This window comes from Micromonospora echinaurantiaca, assembly GCF_900090235.1.
GTDB classification, from domain to species: domain Bacteria; phylum Actinomycetota; class Actinomycetes; order Mycobacteriales; family Micromonosporaceae; genus Micromonospora; species Micromonospora echinaurantiaca.
This window is the reverse complement of record NZ_LT607750.1, coordinates 4,529,046-4,548,338: the sequence shown is the minus strand read 5'-3', so window position 1 is coordinate 4,548,338 and position 19,293 is coordinate 4,529,046. Positions and strand designations below refer to the sequence as shown.

Sequence of the window (19,293 nt, the reverse complement as noted above, 5' to 3'; positions counted from 1 at the left end):
CCGCCTGCGCACGTCAGGCGTCCCGCCGGCGCAGCGCGAACCGGCCCAGGGCCAGCGCGGCGGCGGACCACCCGGCGAGCAGCAGCAGCCCGACGGCCGCCGGATAGGGGTCGGTGTCGCCGGCCAGGAAGTGCGCCCCGGCCACCCCGGGGAAGGCGTCGGCGATCCGGTTCAGCACCTCGATGTCCGGCTCCTGCAACGACAGCGGCACGATCATCAGGGTGGCGACCAACACGGTCAGCGTGAGCACCGCGCTGCGCAGCGCCGCGGCCAGGCCCAGCGCGAGCACCCCGACCAGCGCCAGGTAGACCGCCACCGCCGCGATGTCGGCGAGCGTCTCGGCGGCCGGCGCGGTGCCCCAGCGGCCCAGCACCGGCCGGGCCACCGCCGCGCCGACCGCGCCGAGCAGCAGGCCGAGCGCGAAGGTCACCGCCCCGGTCACCGCGGCCTTCGCCAGCAGTACGCGGCCGCGCGACGGGGTGCACTGCAGAGTCGTACGGATGGTGCCGCTGGTGAACTCGCTGGTGATCACGAGCAGGCCGAGCGCCAGCACGGCGTACTGGGTCAGCTCGACCGAGCCGATCACGACGCTGCCGACGGTGACGACGCCGGGGTCGTCGGCCGGGTCGTCGTTGGTGTTCGCGTTGGCGGCGTAGATGGCGAGCTGGCCGGCGGTCGCGGCGGTGACCAGCAGCCCGGCCAGCAAAGTCCACCAGGTGGAGCGGACCGACCACACCTTGGTCCATTCGGCGCCGATCGTGTTCATCGGTCGGTCCCTCCGGTCGGGGTGCCGGCGTACTCGACGCTGCCGGCGGTCAACTCCATGAAGGCCTGCTCCAGCGAGGCCCCGTGCGGGCTCAGCTCGTGCAGCCGCACCCCCAGCTCGTACGCCAGGTCGCCGATCCGGTCGGTGGTGGCGCCGGTGACGGTCAGCTCGTCCGGGCCGGCCGGGTCGACGGCGGCCCCGGCGGCGGTGAGCCGCTCGGCGAGCGCGGCCAGGCCGGCCGGGTGCGGGCTGCGCACCCGTACCGCCACCGGGCTGCCCGCGATCACCTCGTCGATCGGCGCGTCGGCGAGCAGCCGGCCCCGGCCGATCACCACCAGCCGGTCGGCGGTGAGCTGCATCTCGCTCATCAGGTGACTGGAGACGAAGACTGTCCGGCCCTCGCCGGCCAGCGACCGCATCAGCTGCCGGACCCAGCGCACCCCGTCCGGGTCGAGGCCGTTGACCGGCTCGTCGAACATCAGCACCGGCGGGTCGCCGAGCAGGGCGCCGGCGATGCCCAGCCGCTGCGCCATGCCGAGCGAGAGGGTCCGGCCGGGCTTGGCCGCGGCGCGGGCGTCCAGCCCGACGGTGTCGAGCACCTCGTCCACCCGGCGGACGGGCAGGCCGTTGCTGCGGGCCATCGCCAGCAGGTGGGCCCGGCCGGCGCGGGCCGGGTGGATGGCCCGGGCGTCCAGCAGCGCGCCGACCTCGCGCAGCGGTCGGCGCAGCTCCCGGTAGGCCCGGCCGTCGATCAGCGCCCGCCCGGCGGTGGGCCGGTCCAGCCCGAGGACCATGCGCATGGTGGTGGACTTGCCCGCGCCGTTGGGGCCGAGGAAGCCGGTGACCCGGCCGGGTGCGATGTCGACGGTCAGGTCGTCGACGGCCGTCGTCCGCCCGAACCGCTTGGTCAACCCACGTAATGTGATCATGCATCGACGCTAGGTGGGCGGCCCGGGCCGGCACCGCGCCCGAACGGCACCCCCCGCCCCCCACTTTCGTCAGGTCGCCCGGCTCACACCGCTACCCGGTCCCGCTCGACTGGGGCCGGCGGCGCGGCTGGCCGGTGAGCGGGTAGCGGGATCAGCCACGGCGCGGCGAGGAGCGCGACGGCGATCTGGGCGGCGCCGGCGACGACCAGGGTCGCGCCCGCGCCGGCCAGGCCGATGACCGCCCCGCCGGCGAGCAGGCCGATCGACACCGCCCCGTCGTGCACCAGGCTCTCCGCGGCGAACGCGGCCCGCCGTTCCGGGCCGGCGGTGCGGGTGCTGATCAACCGGTTCACCGCGCCGATGCCGAGCGGCATGGCGAAACCGCCGGCGGCGGCCAGGGCGCCGATCAGGACGAGCGACGAGGTGACGGCGGGCAGGGCGACGAAGGTCGCGCCGAGCACGAGCCAGCCGGTGGCCATGGTGCCCAGTGCCGGCAGGCGCGGCACCAGCACCGGTGCCAGGAGCGCGCCGGTGAGCGAGCCCAGTCCGTAACCGGTCATGCCGGCCGAGACGAGCAGCCCGGGCCGGCCGGTCTCGGCGCCCAGGATGGCGAGCCCGAGGGTGAAGGCAAACCAGGCGAGGCCACCGACGCCGCTCATGGTCACCGCGCGACGGATCTCCGGGTGCCGGGCGAGGACGTGCCGGAGGGCCGGCGCGCCGGTGGTCCGGCCGGCGGTGCCGGCGGCGGCCGTGCCGCGTACGGTCAGCAGCGCTACCGCGCCGAGGCCGACCCCCGCCGCCTCCGCCCAGAGCAGCAGGTACGGGCCGCCGGCGGTGATCGCCCAACCGGCCAGCGGCGGCGCCACGATCATCGTGGCGCGGTGCGCGAAGTCCTGCCAGGCGAGCATGCGGGCGGCGACGCCGGGGCCGGACCGGTCGCCGATGTCGGCGAGCAGCGCCCGTTGGCCCGGCCCGCCGAGCGCCGTGGCGCCACCGGTGACCAGCCCGGCGGCGGCCAGGTGGATCGGGCCGACCGTGCCGAGCGCGGCGCCGACCGGCACGACCAGCAGTCCGAGCACCCCGACGGCGAGCACCCCGGCGAGCGCCCGGCCGGTGGTCAGCCGCTGCCGCAGGCCCCGGGCCCACCAGGCCGAGGTGAGCATGGGCAGCCCGACCGCCCCGCCGACCAGGCCGGTGGTCCAGGCGGACCCGGTCTCGGCGAGCGCGACCAGGGGGAGCGCGACGGCGGTGGTGCGCTGCCCCAGCCAGGTGAGGAACGTCGTGGTCAGCATGGCGGCGATGTCGCGTCGGAAGGTCACGGACAGATCCTCGGATCCGGCGGCGATGGCTACTAGCTGGCACTTCGTGCCGGCACCTCATAATCTGTGGCTATGACCTCGGTGCCCTCGGTTGAGGATCTGCGGCTGGTCGAGGCGCTCGTCCGGCACGGCTCGCTCGGGGCGGCCGGGCGGGAACTGCTGATCAGCCAGCCGGCCGCGAGCAACCGGCTGGCGGCGCTGGAGCGGCGGGTCGGCGAACGGCTCTTCGACCGGGACACCACCGGGGCGCGGCCGACGCCGGCCGGCCGGGCGCTGGCCGCCGACGCGGCGCACGTCCTCGGGCACCTCGAGGCGATCTTCGAGCGGACCAGGGCGGCGGCGCGGGCGGGCGCCCTCACCGTCGGCACCTTCGGCAGCCTCGCCCCCTGGCTGTTCCCGCCGTTGCAGGAGCTGCTCGGCGACGCCACGGTGCACCAGGTCACCGACCACGGCGACCGGTTGGTGGAGTGGGTCGGTGAGGGTTCGCTCGACGCGGCCGTCGTGGCGATCGCCAACCAGATGCGGCTGCCCGCCACGGCGACCGCGGTGCCCCTGGGGCACGACCGGCTGGCCGTCCTCACCCCGCCGGGCGTGGAGCTCGGCTCCGGCCGCCGGCCGTTCGCCGGCGCCGACGTGGTCGTCTTCACCTACGACATGTCGTCCGACGCGCTGCACCGCCGGCTCTCCGAACTGGGCGCCCGCCCGCGCCCGGCGGCCACCGCGGAGACGGCGGTACGGATGGGCCGGCTGCTGCGCGCCCCGGTGGTCCTGCCCCGCGCGCTGGGCGTCGCCTACGCCGAGCCGGCGGAACGGGTGCTGCCGGTGGCGGTGCCGGGCCGGCTCACCCTCTTCCTGGTCGCCCGCCGGCCCACGCCGCCCGACCTGGCGGCGGCGGTGGCCGGCCTGCCCACCCGCCTCGGTCTCCAGCCGGCGCGGTGAGGCCTTGGCGCGGCCCGAATGCAGGCCGGCCGCCGGGCGCGGACCTGCAAGCCGCGTTCGGACCATGGCCGCCAAAGCCGGCGACCCGGGTCGGGAAGGTCAGCCCCGGCGGATCACGAAGGCGTCGGGCATCCGGAAGGTGAGGTTGTCCGGGCACCAGGGCGGGCGGACCACCGTCACCCCGGTCAGCAACGGGGCCGCCTCGGTGACCACCACCGCCGCCTCCATCCGGGCCAGCAGGTCGCCGACGCAGCGGTGCGCGCCCGCCCCGAAGGCCAGGTGCCGGCGCGACCCGCGCTGGCCGGGCCGGAACTCGTCGGGGGCGTCCACGGTGGCCGGGTCCCGGCCGGCGCGGGCCAGCCAGAGCACGATGCTGGTGCCCGCCGGCACCGCCGTCCCGCCCAGCGTGGTGTCGGTCGCGGCCACCCGCCGCCAGGTGACGATCGGCGGCTCCAGCCGCAGCCCCTCCTCGACCACGTCGGCGACCCGCACCGCGCCGGCGCGCAGGCCGGCCAGCACGGCCGGCTCGCCGGCCAGCCGGTGCAGCAGCAGGGTGAGGAACTGCGAGGTGGTCTCCTGGCCGGCGACCAGCAGGAAGAACAACGCGCCGACCACCGTGTCGGGCGGGTGGCCGGCGGCCCGCAGGTCGGCGGCGAGCCCGCCGCCGGTGGCCGCGAACTCCCGCAGCACCCGGTGGAACCGGCCCACCTCGGCGGCGAGGGCGAGCTGCCGGTCGGCGTCCAGCGGCGCCCAGAACAGCTCCAGCGCGGCCCGGGCGAACTCCTTCACCGCGCCGACCGGCGCGTCCGGCAGTTCCACCAGCCGGGCCAGCACCAGCAGCGGCAGGTCGGCGGCGAGCCGGGCGTAGAGGTCCACCGGTTCGCCGGCGTCCAGCTCGGCGGCGAGCGCCGCTACCCGGCCGCGGACCAGGTCGGTCAGCCAGGGCCGCTGGGCGGCGACCCGGGTCGGGTGCAGCGCGTCGGCGACGACCGCCCGGATCGCCGGATGGCTGGCGCCGGAGTTGTTGGCCAGCGTCGGCGGCAGCCGGAACCGGTGCCCGGCGAGCACCCGCAGCGCGGCCACCGGCATCGGCGTCACCGCGTCCAGCGCGTTGTCCGGCCGGTAGGTCACCGGGTCGGTGAGCACCTCGCGGACCAGCGCGTGCCGGGTGACCACCAGGTGCTCGAGGCCGGTGTGGTCGGCGACCCGGGCCACGTCGGGCCAGGACGCGTCGGCGGCCTGCGCCCAGCTGCGGAACAGCACGCCGACACGCTAGCCGGCCGCCCCCGGCCGGCCGGGTCGCAGCTGCCACACCGTGGTGCGCTTCACCCGGACGCTCTCCAGCGCCTCCGGCACCGGCACGTCGTAGCCGGCCAGCTCGTCGAAGCGGTCCCGGGGCAGGAACGCCCGGCCCGGGTCGCCGACCAGCACCCGCGCCCCGGACCGGGCGGCCCGCAGCAGGAAGCGCAGCATCCGGTTGGCCATCGCCTCGCTGTAGAAGACGTCCCCGGCGAGCACCACCTCGGCGTCGCCGGCATCGCCGTCCAGGACGTCGGCGAGCTCGGCGTCGACGCGTACCCCGTTGGCCTCGGCGTTGAGCGTGACCGCCGCGACGGCCAGCTCGTCGACCTCGACGGCGCGGACGGCGGCGGCGCCGGCCCGGGCCGCGGCGATCGCCACCAGCCCGGAGCCGGCGGCCAGGTCGAGCACCCGGCGGCCGGCGACCAGCTCCGGGTGGTCGGTGACGTAGCGGGCCAGCCCCTGCCCGCCAGCCCAGGCGAAGGCCCAGAACGGCGGGGGCTGGGCGCTGCGGAACTCGCCCTCGGTCAGTTCCCAGAGCCCGATCGGCTCGTCCGCCTGGTGCAGCCGCACCTCGGGGACGAAGGCGACCGGCGCGAGGCGGGCGTGCAGCCGGACGAAGGCGGCGGAGAGCTCGGACACCCGGTGATTCTCGCCCGGCCCGCCGGCCGGCGTGTCGCGGGGGAGGGGTGACCGGTTCACCACGCTCGGTGATATCCACCCTCGCGCTTGGCGATCGGTGCGAACACACCCGTCTGGCCGCCGGCCCGGCGCGCCCCTAGCGTTGCCGGGGAGAAGGCCGACCGGGGAGGACGAAACGGTGACGATGCGGCGGTACGCGCTGCGGGCCGGGGTGGTGCTGGCCTGCCTGAGCGGGATGGCGCTCGGCCCGGCCGCGCCCGCGCGGGCGGCCTTCGCCACTGAGCTGAGCGGCCTGCCCGACGAGTTCACCGCCGGGGACCGGGTGGCCACCGTCTCGGCGGTGGTCTCCCGCACCGACCCCGGCCGGTGCGTCAAGGTGCGCTGGTCGATGGTGCTCACCGTGCGCGGGATCCGGCTGGACCAGGTGAAGGTGGACCGGGTCGAGGAGACCGGCTCGTTCCCGCTGGAGATCCGGACCGACGGGGACGTGGCCCGGCTGACCGACCGGCAGTTGGACCCGGGCACGCTCTGCCCGAACCGGACGGTCACCGCCCGCTACCGGCTGGCCTTCGCCGAGGACGTCACGCGGGGGCGGGTCACCCTGGCGGCCGAGGCGTACGACGCGAACCTGCGCCTGCTGGCCCGGCAGACGGCGACCCGGTCGGTGGTGGGGCCGGACGCCCCGGCCACCCCGACCGAGCCGACGCCGGAGAGCACGCCACCGGCGTCGACCGAGCCGGCCCAGGAGACCGGGGAGGCCGAGCCGACCGAGGAGCCGGCGGCGGAGGTGCCTCCGGCCGCGGGCCGGCCGGTCGCGCAGTCCGGCGGGTTCGGCGTGGTGCAGGCCGCGTTCCTGCTCGGCGGGCTGCTGCTCTTCCTCGGTGTGGGGTTGCTGCTGCGGCTACGCCACCTGACCCGGACCGCCGGCGGGGACGGCGACCCGGAGCCGCTGGACCGGTGGGAGCGGCCCACCGGTCCGCGGCGGTGGTGAACCGGCCGTCCGTGACCGGCGGGCAGTGACCGGCGGGCAGTGACCGGCGGGCAGTGACCGGCGGGCAGTGACCGGCGGGCAGTGACCGGCGGGCAGGGACCCGCGGGCCCGTGACCCTGCGGGCCGTGACCCTGCGGGCCGTGACCCTGCGGGCCCGTGACGGGCGGCCGGTGTCCCGGGGCCGGCCGGCGCGCGCCGACCGGCCCCGGGCGGCGTCACTTCGAGAACGCCTGGAACTCGGCGATCCGCACCTGGTCGCGCGCCGGGCTGGCGGTCGCGCAGTCGGTCGTCGTGGCCGGATCGTCGTCCTGCTCACCGGCGTAGGCCGGGCCGCCGGTGCACTGGCTGGCCAGCACCTCCAGCCGCAGGTGGGTGGCGAGCGTGGTGGGCACCCGGAACTCGCGCAGGTTGATGTCCCGCACGTAGGCCCGGTACGCCCCACCCGGGAAGGCGTCCGCCGCGCTGGTGTAGATCCGCTGCCAGTTCGCCGGATCCGCGCAGTCGGTGGTCTTCGCGTTGCACGCCGACACCGCGAACGACCGCAACGCGCTGAGCGAGTTCTGGCTGCCCGGGTCGGCGTCACCGGCGATCGTCGGGCGCAGCATGGCGCTGACGTTCACCCGCTTCACCACCTGCGGCGCGTCCCCGGGCAGCGCCACGGTGACCTGCCGGCCGGCCACCCCGTCCAGCGAGGCCCAGTTGGTCGCCTCGGTGTCGTCGGCGATCCGGTCCAGGTTGACCCCGTCCCCGGTGATCGTCGCGCCGGACGCGGTGGACGCCAGGTTACGGCTCATCCGCAGGTCGACGTAGCCCTCCTTGCCGGCCTTGGCGACCACGGTCAGCCGCTGGTGACCGAAGCCGGGCGCGACGGCGAGCAACTGGTAGGTGCCGGGCACCAGCTCGACGGTGTCCGGCAGCGGGGTGGCCGGGTCGGTGTCGGCCACCGGCACCGCCCGCGCCTCGTACGCCCCGACGTACACCCGGATCGGCGCGTCGGCGCTGTCGCCCTTCGGTCGGAGGGTGAGCAGCGCGTTGTCCGCGTTCGGGGCGGCGAAGCTCGGCGTCGGGTCGGTGTCGGAGGCGCCGTTGGTGGCGGCGTCCCGGCCCATCCCGGAGCGGGCGAACTCGGCCCAGATCAGGTCCTGGTTGGCGCCGCCGAAGCGGAGCAGGTCGGCGGTGAGCATGTTGTCCCGCATGTCGAGCATGCTCACCTGGCTGGCGGCCTGCAGCAGGAACGAGTCGAAGACCAGCTGCGCCCAGCGCCGGTTGCCCGGGCACTGCTCGACCGGCACCTTGCCGAGCGCGCAGTCGAGCTGCCGCTGCGGGGTGCCCACGCCATACCGCTTCATCAGCGCGGCCCGGACCCGGAAGTTGGTGGCGCTCCAGATCTCGCCGTCGGCGTGCACCGCCGGGCCGCCGGTGTTGTAGCCGACGTCGGAGTAGTTCAGCGGGCTGCGGCTGAAGTCGTGGTTGCGGATGCCGCTGACCAGGTTGCCGGTGACGTACCCGCCGGTGATGTACGGCGTCTCGCCCGGGGCGCGCAGCCCGTGCTGGAACAGGTACTCCGCGGCGAGCAGGTCGCTCCACGACTCACCCATCGAACCGCCCTGGTGCCCGCCGATGCCGCTGTTCGGGCCAGCGATCATGCGGTTGGTGATGGCGTGGGTGTACTCGTGCCCGATCACCGTCATGTCGTAGTCGCCGTCCACGCACGGCGGGTACGGGCCGCCGGCCTGCGGCTGCCACAGGTACATGTTGGTGGTCGGCGGCAGGCCGTCGCGCGGCGTGCCCTGGTTAGCGTTGTTCCGGTTGCCACTCAGCGCGCCCTGCTGGGCGCGGCCCTGCTCGGCGTCCCCGCCCAGGCCGTCCGGGGTCAGGTTGACCGCCTGCAGGTTCCAGGTCGCCTCGGTGAAGCCGAGGTGCCAGGCCCAGTCATGCATCCGGTTGTGCATGGCGAAGAGGTTGGCGATCGCCGCGTCGTCGTCGTTGCGCTGGGCGGAGGTGAACACCTCGGGGTTGCACCGGGCCTGGTGCCACTGGTCGGTGAACGGGTACTCGTAGCGGCGTTCCGGACTCTCCGTGGCCGGGACGACCGGGGTGCCGGCGCCCCAGGAGCGCACCGTGTTGGCCGAGTTGCCCCGCGAGGTGAGGGTCGGCGTGCCGGTGGCCGCGTCGACGTCCCACGGCTGCCCGGTGGCCGGGTCGCGGAACGCCGCCTGGCAGCCCGGTGCCGGGTCGCCGCACCAGCGCACCCGCGGGTCCACCCCGGGGCCGAGGTCGCGGGGCGGGGTGGCCGGGAACACCGCCCAGCTGGGGTTGTCCGAGTCGTAGTCGACCAGGTCCTCGCGGACCAGCACCTGACCGGTGATCCCGTCGACGTAGGTGGTGTAGGCGGTCGGGTGATCGGCGTCGGCGCCGATCAGGGTCACCTCGTACGCGTCCCGGGCCCCGTCGAGCGGGGTGGGCACGGCGACCCGGTGCACGGTGTGGCTGCGTACCGCGGCCGGGTCCAGGCCGGCGTCGGCCAGCGCGGCCGCGTACGCCTGCTCCTCGGTGAGGGTGGCCGGCGCCGGCGCCGCCGCGTCGCGGGCCAGCGAGGAGCTCACCGACAGCACCGTGCCGTCGGCGACAGCGACGGTGACCAGGCCGTCGTGCCCGGCCGGCAGGTCACCGAAGCGCTGCCGCAGGGTGACCACCGCGCCGGTGCCGACCGGCCGGACCAGCAGCCGGTCCATCGCGGCGACGTCGGCCGCGTCGAGGCCGAAGAGGTCCTGGTTGCCGGTCAGGTAGGCGCGGGCCGCCGCCTCCGGGTCGGCCGGCAGGCCGGTGGCGAGCGGGGCGCGGCCGGGGCCGAGCGCGTGCGGGGTGCCCAGCCGGTTCCACCGCACGTCCGGGTCGGCCTTGCGGCCCAGCCCGCGCTGGCGGGCGTCCGGGGCCGCGCTGCCGGCGCGGTTGTCCACGTCGGCGTGCTGGTGGCCCTCGGCGAACGGGCCGGAGCGCCGTTCCTCGGTGGCGCCGCCGCCGGCGGGCGCGGCGGCGCCGGGGCCGGCGGGAAGCAGGGCGGCGACCACCGCGGTCGCTGCCAGAACGGGGATGAGCCGGCGTCGGCGCCGGCTCATCCAGGGTGTCCACTCCGGTTGTGCCACGGGTCCTCCTCGTGGGAGCGGGATGGCCGGCCCTTCGCCGGCCGGTGCAGCGCGGTGACGCATGCGCATTTGTGGATACCAGCCGGTGACGGTGGCGACAAGGTCGACGACTGTCCGTTTTCGCGGCCAGGCTCTTTACAAAAGCGAGAGTCTTGTAAAGAGGCCCCTCCGGTGTCAGGGTCGGGACAGTCCCCGGATCGGAGGTTGACGATGGCGACCGGTGTCCGCGCGACCGTCCCCGCTGGCCGCTGGCGCGACCCGCGCCGGCCGTTCTGGCCGCTGGCTCTGCTCGTCCCGGCGCTGCCCTTCCTCGGCTACGCGACGTGGCGGGGCACCGACGGCGGCTGGGCCTGGTGGCTCACCCCGGCCATCGTCTTCGGCCTGATCCCGGTCGTCGACCTGCTGATCGGCGACGACCGGGCCAACCCGCCGGAGGCGGCCGTGCCCGAGTTGGCGGCCGACGGCTACTACCGCTGGCTCACCTACCTCTACCTGCCCGCCCAGTACGCCGCGCTGGTGCTCTGCTGCGCGGTCTGGGTCGACGGCGGCCTCTCCCTGTTCGGCGCCGCCGGCCTGGTGCTCACCGCGGGAGTGGTCGACGGCATCGCCATCAACACCGCGCACGAGCTGGGCCACAAGCGGGAGCGGCTGGAGCGCTGGCTGTCCAAGGTGGCCCTCGCGCCGACCGGGTACGGGCACTTCCACGTCGAGCACAACCGGGGCCACCACGTGCGGGTGGCCACCCCGGAGGACCCGGCCAGCGCGCGGCTGGGGGAGAGCTTCTGGCGGTTCTGGCCGCGTACCGTCGTCGGCAGCCTGCGCTCGGCCTGGCGGTTGGAGACCGGCCGGTTCCGGATCCGCGGCCGGTCGCCGTGGACCTGGCGCAACGAGGTGCTCAACGCCTGGGCCATGACGGTCGCGCTGTTCGCGGCGCTGGTCGTCGCGTTCGGCCCGGGGGTGCTGCCGTTCCTGCTGCTCCAGGCGTTGGTCGGGTTCTCCCTGCTGGAGGCGGTCAACTACCTGGAGCACTACGGGCTGGCCCGGTGGCGGACCGCGGCCGGCCGGTACGAGAAGGTCGACCCGCGGCACAGCTGGAACAGCGACCGGGTGGTCACCAACGTGTTCCTCTTCCAGCTCCAGCGGCACAGCGACCACCACGCCAACCCGCTGCGCCGCTACCAGACGCTGCGCAGCTTCGACAGCTCGCCGCAGCTGCCCGCCGGCTACGCGACCATGGTGGTCGCCGCGCTGGTGCCGCCGCTCTGGCGGCGGATGATGGACCACCGGGTGATCGAGCACTACGCCGGCGACATCGAGCGGGCCAACGTGCACCCGCCGGCCCTGGCCCGGCTGCGCGAGCGGCACCGGCGGCGCGCCGCCAGCCTCGCCGACCGCTAGCCCCGCCGGCCGCTCCGGCGCCGTGAGCCGGTGGTCCGCGGGCCGGCTCGGCGGAGATCAGTCCAGCTCGGTGGGGTCGAGGCCGAGTTCCCGGGCGGTGACCAGGCGGACCCACTCGGTGAACTGCCGGCGGGAGATCACCCGGTCGTGCACCGCCAGCTGCACCGCCAGGCCGTCCATCACCGCGCTGATCCGCCAGGCCGCGCCGGCCGGGTCGGCACACTCGAAGGTGCCGTCGCGGACCCCGTCGGCGATCACCGTGGCCAGGTCCTCCCGCCAGCGCAGGTCGAGCCGGCGGGAGACCTTCTCCAGCTCGGGGGTACGCAGCGACTCGGCCCAACCGTCGATCCACATGGCCCAGGAGATGGTCCGCCCGGCCGGGGTGTAGATCTTGAGGATCCGGCGCAGCTTGGTCAGTGGCGGGGCGCTGGACCGGATCACCGCGTCGAGCCGGGCCAGGTCCTGCTCGGCGGCGTACGCGAACGCCTGGGCGAGCAGCCGGTCCTTGGTGGCGAAGTGGTAGAAGACCAGTGCCTGGCTCACTCCGGCGGCCTGTGCGACGTCGGCCGTCCGGGTGTTGGCCAGGCCACGTTCGGCGATCACGTCGCAGGCGGTGCGCAGCAGGGCATCCAGGCGGATCTCGGCCGCACGTCTCGTCACGCCCGTTACCGTAGCCCATTCACCCGAACACGGCGCGTTACCGAATCGGCCTGCCGCGCTCCTAAAGTCGGATGTCGGACACTTCCTGACCTGCGAAAACGTGAATCACGAATTGTCGTCGGTCATTGCCTTGCTAGGATCGGCGCTCGCGGCCGGCCGGGGCCCGGAGATCCTCCTAGGAAGCTTTGGGGGGTGGGTGGACCGACACGGACGCGCCGAGTCGCCCCCCGAGTTGGCAACCCTCCGCCGGCTCGGCTAAAGTTCTCATCCGTCACCGGGGAATGCCGGGGGCAACGCGGACGTAGCGCAGCTGGTAGCGCATCACCTTGCCAAGGTGAGGGTCGCGGGTTCGAATCCCGTCGTCCGCTCGGAGCTGCCGCCACGCATGACGGGGGCAACCTCGGTGGGGTGGCCGAGAGGCGAGGCAACGGCCTGCAAAGCCGTGTACGCGGGTTCAAATCCCGTCCCCACCTCGACACAGACGCGGGCGATTGGCGCAGTGGGAGCGCGCTTCCTTGACACGGAAGAGGTCACTGGTTCAAACCCAGTATCGCCCACCAGAAGTACAGCGGGCCCGTCACCGACCGGTGACGGGCCCGCTGCCTTTCGCGACCGCGACCGGACGATGAACAGCCGCCGGGGCGGCTGACCGCTGTGCTCGCCGACCCGCGAACCACCCGCGCCACGACCGGGCGCCCGCACGAACCTCGACCGGCACCCCGCCGACATCCGCGGCCTTCCGGGCCTGACCAGCCGCTCGCGGTCGTGCCGAGGTGCGCCCGGAACGGCTGCGGGTCGAAGCGCCCGGGCACGCCCTCAGGTTGCTGGCCGACCGCGTCCGCACACCCCGCCGCCGGCTTGACAGCGCTATAGCTAACGGCTATCTATTAGCGATCGACTCGAAGGGGTTGCCGGGTGCAGGACGTGGTGCTGGCCATGCTGGCGAAGGAACCGGCGCACGGGTACGAGCTGCGCAGCCGGATGCGGACCGCGCTCGGCCCGCTGGGCGAGGCGATGAACGCCGGGCAGATCTACGTGACGCTGGCCCGGCTGGCCAAGGCCGGGCTGGTGACCTCGCAGCGGGCCGAGGGCCTGCCGGACCGGCCCGAACGCCGGGTGTACGCGTTGACCCCGGAGGGGCAGCAGCGGGTCGCCGCCTGGCTGACCGAGGTGCACTGGCCGAAGCCGGACCTCGCCGAGTTCCATCTCAAGCTGGTGGCCGCCGCGGCCGCCCGGCTGGCAGATCCGGTGGCCCTGGTCGACGCGCAGCGGCGTGAGGTGCTGCGCCGGTTGCGCGACGCCCAGCGGGCCGCGTTGGACCGGTCGGTGGAACCGGACGCCGGGTTGCTGCTGGAGGGTGTCGTGCTGCGGCTGCGGGCGGACCTGGACTGGCTGGAGGCGTGTGAACGCCGCTGGACCGGGCTTGATCGGACCGGACGGAAGGCGGGGGCGTGACCGGGTCGACGGTGTTGCAGGCGCGCGGGCTGAGCATGCGGTACGGCGACGAGCGGGCGCTGGTCCGCGCGGTCGACGAGGTCGACCTGGACGTGCCGGCCGGGCAGGCGCTGGCGGTGATGGGGCCCAGCGGCTGCGGCAAGTCCACCCTGCTGCATCTGCTCGGCGGGCTGCAACGCCCGACCGGCGGGCAGGTGTGGCTGGCCGGGTCCCGGGTGGACACGATGAGCGAGCGGGCCCTGGCCCGGCTGCGGCGCGACCGGATCGGGTTCGTCTTCCAGTCGTTCCACCTCATGGACGAGCTGACCGCGGTGGAGAACGTCGAGCTGGCCGCGCTGCTGGCCGGCCAGTCACCGGGACGGGCCCGCAAGCGGGCGATGTATCTGCTGGACCGGGTCGGGCTGGCCGACCGCGCCGCGCACCTTCCCTCGGCGCTGTCCGGTGGGCAGCGCCAGCGGGTCGCCATCGCCCGCGCGTTGAGCAACGAGCCGCTGGTGGTGCTGGCCGACGAACCCACCGGCAGCCTGGACAGCGCCGCCACCCTGGAGGTGCTGCGGCTGTTCGAGGAACTGCGCACGGCGGGGCAGACCCTGGTGGTGGTCACCCACGACGCCCGCATCGCGGCGGTCGCCGACCGGGTGATCGCCATGCGCGACGGCGCGTTCGTCGACGACAACCGACTCGCCGGCGCCGTATGCGACGGGCGGCGCTGAGGTGACCGGCCGCCTGCTGCTCGTCTGCCGGCTGCTGGTGCGCGACCTGCGCCGCCGTCGGACCGAGACTGTCCTGCTGCTGTCCGCCATCACCGCCGCCACCGCCACGTTGACCATCGGCCTCGCCCTCAACGAGCTCGCCGGTCGGCCGTACCAGCAGACCCGGACGGCCACCGCCGGCCCGGACGTGGCCGTGACGCCCCTGGCCACCGGCCAGGCAGCGATCGATGAGCTGGCCTCGCTGACCACCGCGGCCGGCGTCACCGAGCACAGCGGTCCGTTCCCCATCGCCTACCTGACGATGACGGTCCGCGGCACGTCCGCGCACACCGTCGTCGAGGGCCGGGACGCCGCACCCGTATCCGTCGACCGGCCCGCCGTGACCGACGGCACCTGGGTACGCCCCGGCGGCGTGGTCGTCGAGCGTGCCTTCGCCGACGCCCTCGACATCCGCATCGGCGACACGGTCAGCATCGACGGTCATCCGCTGCGCGTGATCGGAACCGCCGTCACCGCCGCGAGACCGACGTACCCGTACGCCGGATGGCACCACCCGGGCAGCATCCTGGTCGAGCGCGGCGGCCTGGTCTGGGTCGACCGCGGCGACATCGGCACGCTCGCGGGCGGCCAGCCGCTGTCGTACACCGCCAAACTCAGACTCGCCGACCCGGCGGCCAGCGCGACGTACGACGTCGGCCCCCACCTCACCACCTGGCAGGAGATCAGCTATCTCAACGGTCGGCTGTACGGCGACGCGCGGATGACGCTGCTCGTCGGCAGCTGGCTGCTCACCGGCCTTGCGCTGGCCGGCGTAGCCGGCATCGTCGCGGGTCGGATCATCGGTCAGCGCCGCCGGGTGGGGCTGCTCAAGGCCGTCGGCGCCGGACCGGCCATGATCGCCGTCGTCCACCTCGCCGAGTACCTCGTGATCGGACTTGCCGCCGCCGGGGTGGGGCTGGCCGCGGGCTGGTTCGCCGCACCCGTGCTGATCCGCCCCAGCGCCGGACTCATCGGCTCCGTCAACGCCCAGCCCCCCGCCCTGCGCACAGTGATCGCCGTCACCGCCCTCGCCCTCGCGGTCGCGGTGGCGGCGACTCTGGTGCCGGTGGTGCGCGCCGCCGCCAGCAGCACCGTCCCCGCGCTGGCCGACGCCGCGACGCCACCGCGACGCCGGCGGTGGCGTATCTGGCTGTCGCGGCGGCTGCCCACCGCTCTGCTGATCGGGGTGCGGATCAACGCGCGCCGGCCGCGCCGCGCCCGGCTGGTCACGGTGAACACGCTGATCACCATGACCGCGCTCGTCGCCATGCTCATGGTCAACGCCCGGGTGGAACACTTCGACCTCGGCTACACCGAACTCGCCAATCCCCGCAGCGAGCGAATGGACCAGGCCCTGCTCGTCGTCATCGTCGTGTTGTGCGTCCTCGCGCTTATCAACGCCGTCGTGAGCACCTGGACCGCGGTCCTCGACGCCCGGCAGCCGCTGGCCGTCGCGCGGACGCTCGGCGCCACGCCCACGCAGGCCGGCGTGGGCCTGGCGGTGGCGCAACTGCTTCCCGCCATACCCGGCGTCGTCGCGGGGATCCCGGCCGGCATCGGGCTTCTCGAGGTCGTCAGCACCGGCGAGGTCCGGTACCCGCCCGGTTCCTGGCTGCTCGCCACCGCGCTCGGAGTCCTGCTCGCCATCGCCGCACTCGCCGCCATCCCCGCGATGGTCGCCACCCGGCGCCCGGTCGTGGACACGCTCCGGTCCGCACCGACGTGACAGCCGCCGGCGGCGGTGCCGGGCGTACCGCTTCCCTCGGTTGTCCGCGCTGTGCATTCCGGCAAGCCGACGGTGTCCGAGGTCTGGTGGGCCTAGGGTGGAGACCAGCGTCCGCGAGTTGTCGCAGGCGTACACCCCGGCCCAGGTTTGTAACCGACCTCGTGTTTGCAGCCGGAAGGCACCGATGTCCGAGACAAGTGCGCGGCGCCGCGTACGGGACGCCGGGCGGCTGCTGCTCGACAGCTCCAGACCCGGTCAGCCACGTGCGCGCCGGCGTGCGTGACTGACGGCCGCTGAGATGGACTGGGCCGGATGGGCAGTGTTCGGGTTGGTCGCGACCGCCGCGCTCACCGCGTCGATGATCGCGGCGCAACTGGCCGGGCTCACTCGCCTCGACCTGCCGCTGGTGCTCGGGACTCTCGTCACCGAGGACCCCGATCGGGCGCGGGTCGTCGGCTTCTTCGTCCACCTCATCGCCGGTCAGGGCTTCGCCCTGGGGTACGCGGCCGCGTTCGCCGTGCTGGACCGTGCCACCTGGTGGGTCGGTGCGCTGTTCGGTGGGCTCCATGTCGCGATCGCGCTGACGGTGCTCCTACCGCTGCTCCCCGGCGTCCATCCGCGGATGGCCTCGCCGCGGGCCGGACCGTCCAGCACGGCCGTGCTGGAGCCGCCCGGGCTGTTCGCCCTCAACTACGGCGTCCAGACGCCCGCCGTCGCGGTCGTCGTCCACGTCATCTACGGGGTCGTCCTCGGGCTGCTCCTCCGGGCCCAGTGAGCCGCACCGGCCCGGGTGACCGTCCCCTTCGCTGTGATCCCGTGCGAACCGTCAGCACGGGACCGGGGCGACCGGTGGGCCCACGGTGACGGGGCCCCGGCCGCCGGCGCCGATCAGCGACTACGGGCTGCTGGGCGACACCCGTACCGCTGCCCTCGTCGCCAGTGACGGCGCCATCGACTGGCTCTGCGTACCCCGCTTCGACGGCGAACCCCTGTTCGGCCGCCTCGTCGGCGGTCCGCAGGCGGGCACGTTCCGGGTCGGCCCGGCCTCGGCCGCCACGGTTGTCGAGCGGCGCTACCGGCAGCACACCGCCACGCTGGAGACGACCTGGGCGGTGGGCGGCGGTCGGCTCACCCTCGCCGAGTCGATGGTGGCCGAGGTGTCGGGCCGCCTGCTGCCGACGACGCTGCTCGTGCGGCGGCTGTCGGCCGAGGGGGGAGCGGTCGACGTCGTCGTCGAGTTCGACCCCCGCCTCGGGGTACCGCACCGCCGGCCCCGCACCCGCCACCGCGGCGGAATCCTGGTGTGCGAGTGGGGGGCGCTGGCTGTGTCCCTGAGCTGTACGCCCGACCGCACGATCGAACCGGGGCGGCCCACCTCGGTGAGGGTCGTGCCGGGCCACCCGGTGACCCTTGTCCTCGCCGTGGCCTACCGCGAACCGCTGATCCACGTGGAGCCGGCGGCGGCGTGGGAACTCGTCGTCGCAGACGAGGCCCGCTGGCGGGCCTGGACGGCCGGGATCCAGGAGTCGCTCCCGTTCCGGGAGCCGGTCGTACGCAGCCTGATGACCATCCGCTTGTTGACCTATTCCCCCTCGCAGGCCCCGGTGGCCGCACCGACGACGTCGTTGCCCGAGGATCCCGGCGGGGCGAGGAACTGGGACTACCGCTATGTCTGGCCCAGGGACGCCAGTATCGGCGTCAACGCGTTCCTCGGCGTCGGCAAACTCGACGAGGCCCACGGTTTCCTCGCGTGGCTGCTGCACGCCAGCCGCCTGGAGCGGCCACGCCTGCCGGCGCTGTTCACCCTGACCGGCCGCCACGTGCCCCGCGAACGGGAACTGTCCGGCTGGCCCGGCTACCACGACAGCGTGCCGGTACGCTTCGGCAACGGCGCCGCTGACCAGCACCAGCTCGACGGCTACGGCTGGGTGGTCGACGCCGCCTGGGTGTTCGTCCAGGCCGGTCACCGCCTCTACTCCGAGACGTGGCGGGCCGTGCGCGGGTTCGCCGATGTCGTCGCCCGCCGATGGCGGGAGCCCGATGCCGGCGTCTGGGAGGTCCGCGAGCCGGGCCAGCACGTGCATTCCAAGCTCATGGGCTGGCTCGCCCTCGACCGGGCGCTGCGCATCGCCGACACCCACCGGCTCCCGGCGCGGCAACGCCGGCGCTGGGAGAGCGCCCGGGATGCCATCGCCGCCGACGTCCGCACCCAGGGCTTCGACCCGACGCAGGGCAGCTACGTCCGCAGCTACGGTTCCACCGACCTGGACGCGGCCCTGCTCGTCCTGCCCCTGCTGGGCATGGACAGCGTCGGGTCCGCCCGCGTGCGCGGCACCATCGACGCCATCCGTGAGCGGCTGTCCGCCGGCGGTCCGCTGCTCTACCGCTACCCACCGGGACGCGACGGCCTGCCCGGCACCGAGGGCGCGTTCCTGCCCTGCTCGTTCTGGCTCGTCCAGGCCCTCGCCAGCACCGGGCGACGCGGCGAGGCGATCGAGCTGTTCCAGACGCTGCTCGATTACGCCAGCCCGCTCGGCCTCTTCGCCGAGGAGGTGGATCCCAGGACCGGGGCCCAACTCGGCAACTACCCGCAGACGCTGACCCACGCCGCGCTCGTCCAGGCCGCGCTCGCGATCTGCGACAGCCCCCCGGCTTGATCTTTAGGCCCCGCTCGCCGCATCGGGTGGCGCGGTCTTCGCGGGCCGGTCGAGGCGCAGGATCGTTTCTTCGATCTCCGCTTTCCGCGCGTTGGCGAACGCGATCTCCGTGCCGGTGATCTCGAAGCCTGCTTTCCGCAGCACCTGGAGCGATCCCGCGTTGTCACTCGCGACGCGGGCGAACAGGGGCCGGACGGGAACCGACTCGATCAGCAGGGCGAGCGCTCGGCTGGCGATTCCCTGCCCCCAGAAGGCCCGGTCGATCCAGTACGTGACCTCGGTGACTCCCTCGATGACGAAGGCGGCGATGCTGCCGACCAGCCGTCCATCGGCGGTGACGGCGCGATTGATGGCCGTGGGCGACGCCCTGACCTTCGCCATGTGGACATCGAACGCGGTGCGGTCGTCGGGATCCTCGGCGGTGAAGGCAGCCATCCGGACCGATTCGGGATCCCGCATCTGTTCGAACAACGCGTCGAGATCGGAGTCGTCGATCGGCCGCAGCGCCACGTCAACCACAAGTGCCTCCTACTAGTCCAGCACCGGTCAGCGCGGGCGAACATACCAGCGGGGTGCCACAGAATCCGGTCGTGTCGACCGTGAGTGCGCCCCGG

The 19,293-nt window shown here is 74.5% G+C and carries 16 protein-coding genes and 3 tRNA genes; 11 read left to right on the top strand and 8 right to left on the bottom strand.

Annotation, left to right across the window (positions count from 1 at the left end):
• Positions 1-13: 13 nt before the first annotated feature.
• The 3 genes from GA0070609_RS20380 to GA0070609_RS20370 all read right to left on the bottom strand — a co-directional run bounded on the left by GA0070609_RS20380 (position 14) and on the right by GA0070609_RS20370 (position 3,014).
• Entirely contained in the window at positions 14-766 is a 753-nt protein-coding gene (locus tag GA0070609_RS20380; RefSeq protein WP_088995251.1) for an ABC transporter permease subunit, read from the bottom strand.
• The gene (locus GA0070609_RS20375) at positions 763-1,695 is read right to left on the bottom strand and encodes an ATP-binding cassette domain-containing protein (protein ID WP_088995250.1); all 933 of its coding nucleotides are present in this window, start codon (positions 1,693-1,695) and stop codon (positions 763-765) included. The genes GA0070609_RS20380 and GA0070609_RS20375 overlap by 4 nt, the downstream gene beginning before the upstream one ends.
• 83 nt (positions 1,696-1,778) lie before the next feature.
• Positions 1,779-3,014 carry an MFS transporter gene (locus tag GA0070609_RS20370; protein WP_231928357.1) on the bottom strand — a complete coding sequence of 412 codons (1,236 nt, stop codon included), beginning with the start codon at positions 3,012-3,014 and terminating at the stop codon, positions 1,779-1,781.
• A 72-nt stretch (positions 3,015-3,086) separates the two neighbouring features.
• On the opposite strand from GA0070609_RS20370, the gene GA0070609_RS20365 reads away from it, so the two are divergent.
• Positions 3,087-3,953, top strand: coding sequence for a LysR family transcriptional regulator (locus tag GA0070609_RS20365; protein ID WP_088995249.1), 867 nt, complete (start codon positions 3,087-3,089; stop codon positions 3,951-3,953).
• A 99-nt stretch (positions 3,954-4,052) separates the two neighbouring features.
• Here GA0070609_RS20365 and GA0070609_RS20360 read toward each other — a convergent pair whose 3' ends face one another.
• Positions 4,053-5,216, bottom strand: a complete 1,164-nt coding sequence (locus GA0070609_RS20360) for a cytochrome P450 (protein WP_088995248.1) — start codon at positions 5,214-5,216, stop codon at positions 4,053-4,055.
• A 9-nt stretch (positions 5,217-5,225) separates the two neighbouring features.
• Positions 5,226-5,894: a class I SAM-dependent methyltransferase gene (locus GA0070609_RS20355; protein ID WP_088997863.1), complete on the bottom strand. Its 669-nt coding sequence runs from the start codon at positions 5,892-5,894 to the stop codon at positions 5,226-5,228.
• Between the two features lie 184 nt (positions 5,895-6,078).
• Between GA0070609_RS20355 and GA0070609_RS20350 the strand changes: the two genes are divergently transcribed.
• Positions 6,079-6,885, top strand: coding sequence for an SPOR domain-containing protein (locus tag GA0070609_RS20350; protein WP_231928900.1), 807 nt, complete (start codon positions 6,079-6,081; stop codon positions 6,883-6,885).
• 215 nt (positions 6,886-7,100) lie between these two features.
• On the opposite strand, the gene GA0070609_RS20345 is transcribed toward GA0070609_RS20350, so the two are convergent.
• Positions 7,101-10,031: a M36 family metallopeptidase gene (locus tag GA0070609_RS20345; RefSeq protein WP_088995246.1), complete on the bottom strand. Its 2,931-nt coding sequence runs from the start codon at positions 10,029-10,031 to the stop codon at positions 7,101-7,103.
• Between the two features lie 210 nt (positions 10,032-10,241).
• Between GA0070609_RS20345 and GA0070609_RS20340 the strand changes: the two genes are divergently transcribed.
• Complete coding sequence (locus GA0070609_RS20340; RefSeq protein ID WP_088995245.1) at positions 10,242-11,429, top strand: alkane 1-monooxygenase; 1,188 nt, start codon at positions 10,242-10,244, stop codon at positions 11,427-11,429.
• A 57-nt stretch (positions 11,430-11,486) separates the two neighbouring features.
• Here GA0070609_RS20340 and GA0070609_RS20335 read toward each other — a convergent pair whose 3' ends face one another.
• Entirely contained in the window at positions 11,487-12,089 is a 603-nt protein-coding gene (locus GA0070609_RS20335; RefSeq protein ID WP_088995244.1) for a TetR/AcrR family transcriptional regulator, read from the bottom strand.
• Between the two features lie 295 nt (positions 12,090-12,384).
• Between GA0070609_RS20335 and GA0070609_RS20330 the strand changes: the two genes are divergently transcribed.
• The 8 genes from GA0070609_RS20330 (at position 12,385) to GA0070609_RS20295 (ending at position 18,679) form a co-directional block, all read left to right on the top strand.
• Positions 12,385-12,457 (top strand) — tRNA-Gly (locus GA0070609_RS20330).
• A 34-nt stretch (positions 12,458-12,491) separates the two neighbouring features.
• A tRNA-Cys gene (locus GA0070609_RS20325) sits at positions 12,492-12,562 on the top strand.
• A gap of 12 nt (positions 12,563-12,574) precedes the next feature.
• Positions 12,575-12,649 (top strand) — tRNA-Val (locus tag GA0070609_RS20320).
• A gap of 355 nt (positions 12,650-13,004) precedes the next feature.
• Complete coding sequence (locus GA0070609_RS20315) at positions 13,005-13,544, top strand: PadR family transcriptional regulator (RefSeq protein WP_088995243.1); 540 nt, start codon at positions 13,005-13,007, stop codon at positions 13,542-13,544.
• Positions 13,541-14,257: an ABC transporter ATP-binding protein gene (locus tag GA0070609_RS20310; protein ID WP_231928356.1), complete on the top strand. Its 717-nt coding sequence runs from the start codon at positions 13,541-13,543 to the stop codon at positions 14,255-14,257. The genes GA0070609_RS20315 and GA0070609_RS20310 overlap by 4 nt, the downstream gene beginning before the upstream one ends.
• Position 14,258: 1 nt before the next feature.
• Positions 14,259-16,022 carry an FtsX-like permease family protein gene (locus tag GA0070609_RS20305; RefSeq protein WP_088995242.1) on the top strand — a complete coding sequence of 588 codons (1,764 nt, stop codon included), beginning with the start codon at positions 14,259-14,261 and terminating at the stop codon, positions 16,020-16,022.
• Positions 16,023-16,341: 319 nt separating this feature from the next.
• On the top strand, positions 16,342-16,797 hold the full coding sequence (locus GA0070609_RS20300; protein ID WP_197700174.1) for a hypothetical protein: 456 nt from the start codon (positions 16,342-16,344) through the stop codon (positions 16,795-16,797).
• A gap of 85 nt (positions 16,798-16,882) precedes the next feature.
• Positions 16,883-18,679 (top strand): glycoside hydrolase family 15 protein, encoded by a 1,797-nt coding sequence (locus GA0070609_RS20295; RefSeq protein ID WP_088995240.1) that lies wholly within the window; start codon positions 16,883-16,885, stop codon positions 18,677-18,679.
• Between the two features lie 3 nt (positions 18,680-18,682).
• Here the strand turns inward: GA0070609_RS20295 and GA0070609_RS20290 are convergent, their stop codons facing one another.
• Complete coding sequence (locus tag GA0070609_RS20290; protein WP_088995239.1) at positions 18,683-19,198, bottom strand: GNAT family N-acetyltransferase; 516 nt, start codon at positions 19,196-19,198, stop codon at positions 18,683-18,685.
• Between the last annotated feature and the right edge of the window lie 95 nt (positions 19,199-19,293).

Bases quoted from the DNA above. Each gene is read 5' to 3' on its own strand.
- GA0070609_RS20380 (WP_088995251.1), bottom strand. From the start codon at position 766: ATGAACACGATCGGCGCCGAATGGACCAAGGTGTGGTCGGTCCGCTCC.
- GA0070609_RS20375 (WP_088995250.1), bottom strand. From the start codon at position 1,695: ATGATCACATTACGTGGGTTGACCAAGCGGTTCGGGCGGACGACGGCC.
- GA0070609_RS20365 (WP_088995249.1), top strand. From the start codon at position 3,087: ATGACCTCGGTGCCCTCGGTTGAGGATCTGCGGCTGGTCGAGGCGCTC.
- GA0070609_RS20350 (WP_231928900.1), top strand. From the start codon at position 6,079: ATGCGGCGGTACGCGCTGCGGGCCGGGGTGGTGCTGGCCTGCCTGAGC.
- GA0070609_RS20340 (WP_088995245.1), top strand. From the start codon at position 10,242: ATGGCGACCGGTGTCCGCGCGACCGTCCCCGCTGGCCGCTGGCGCGAC.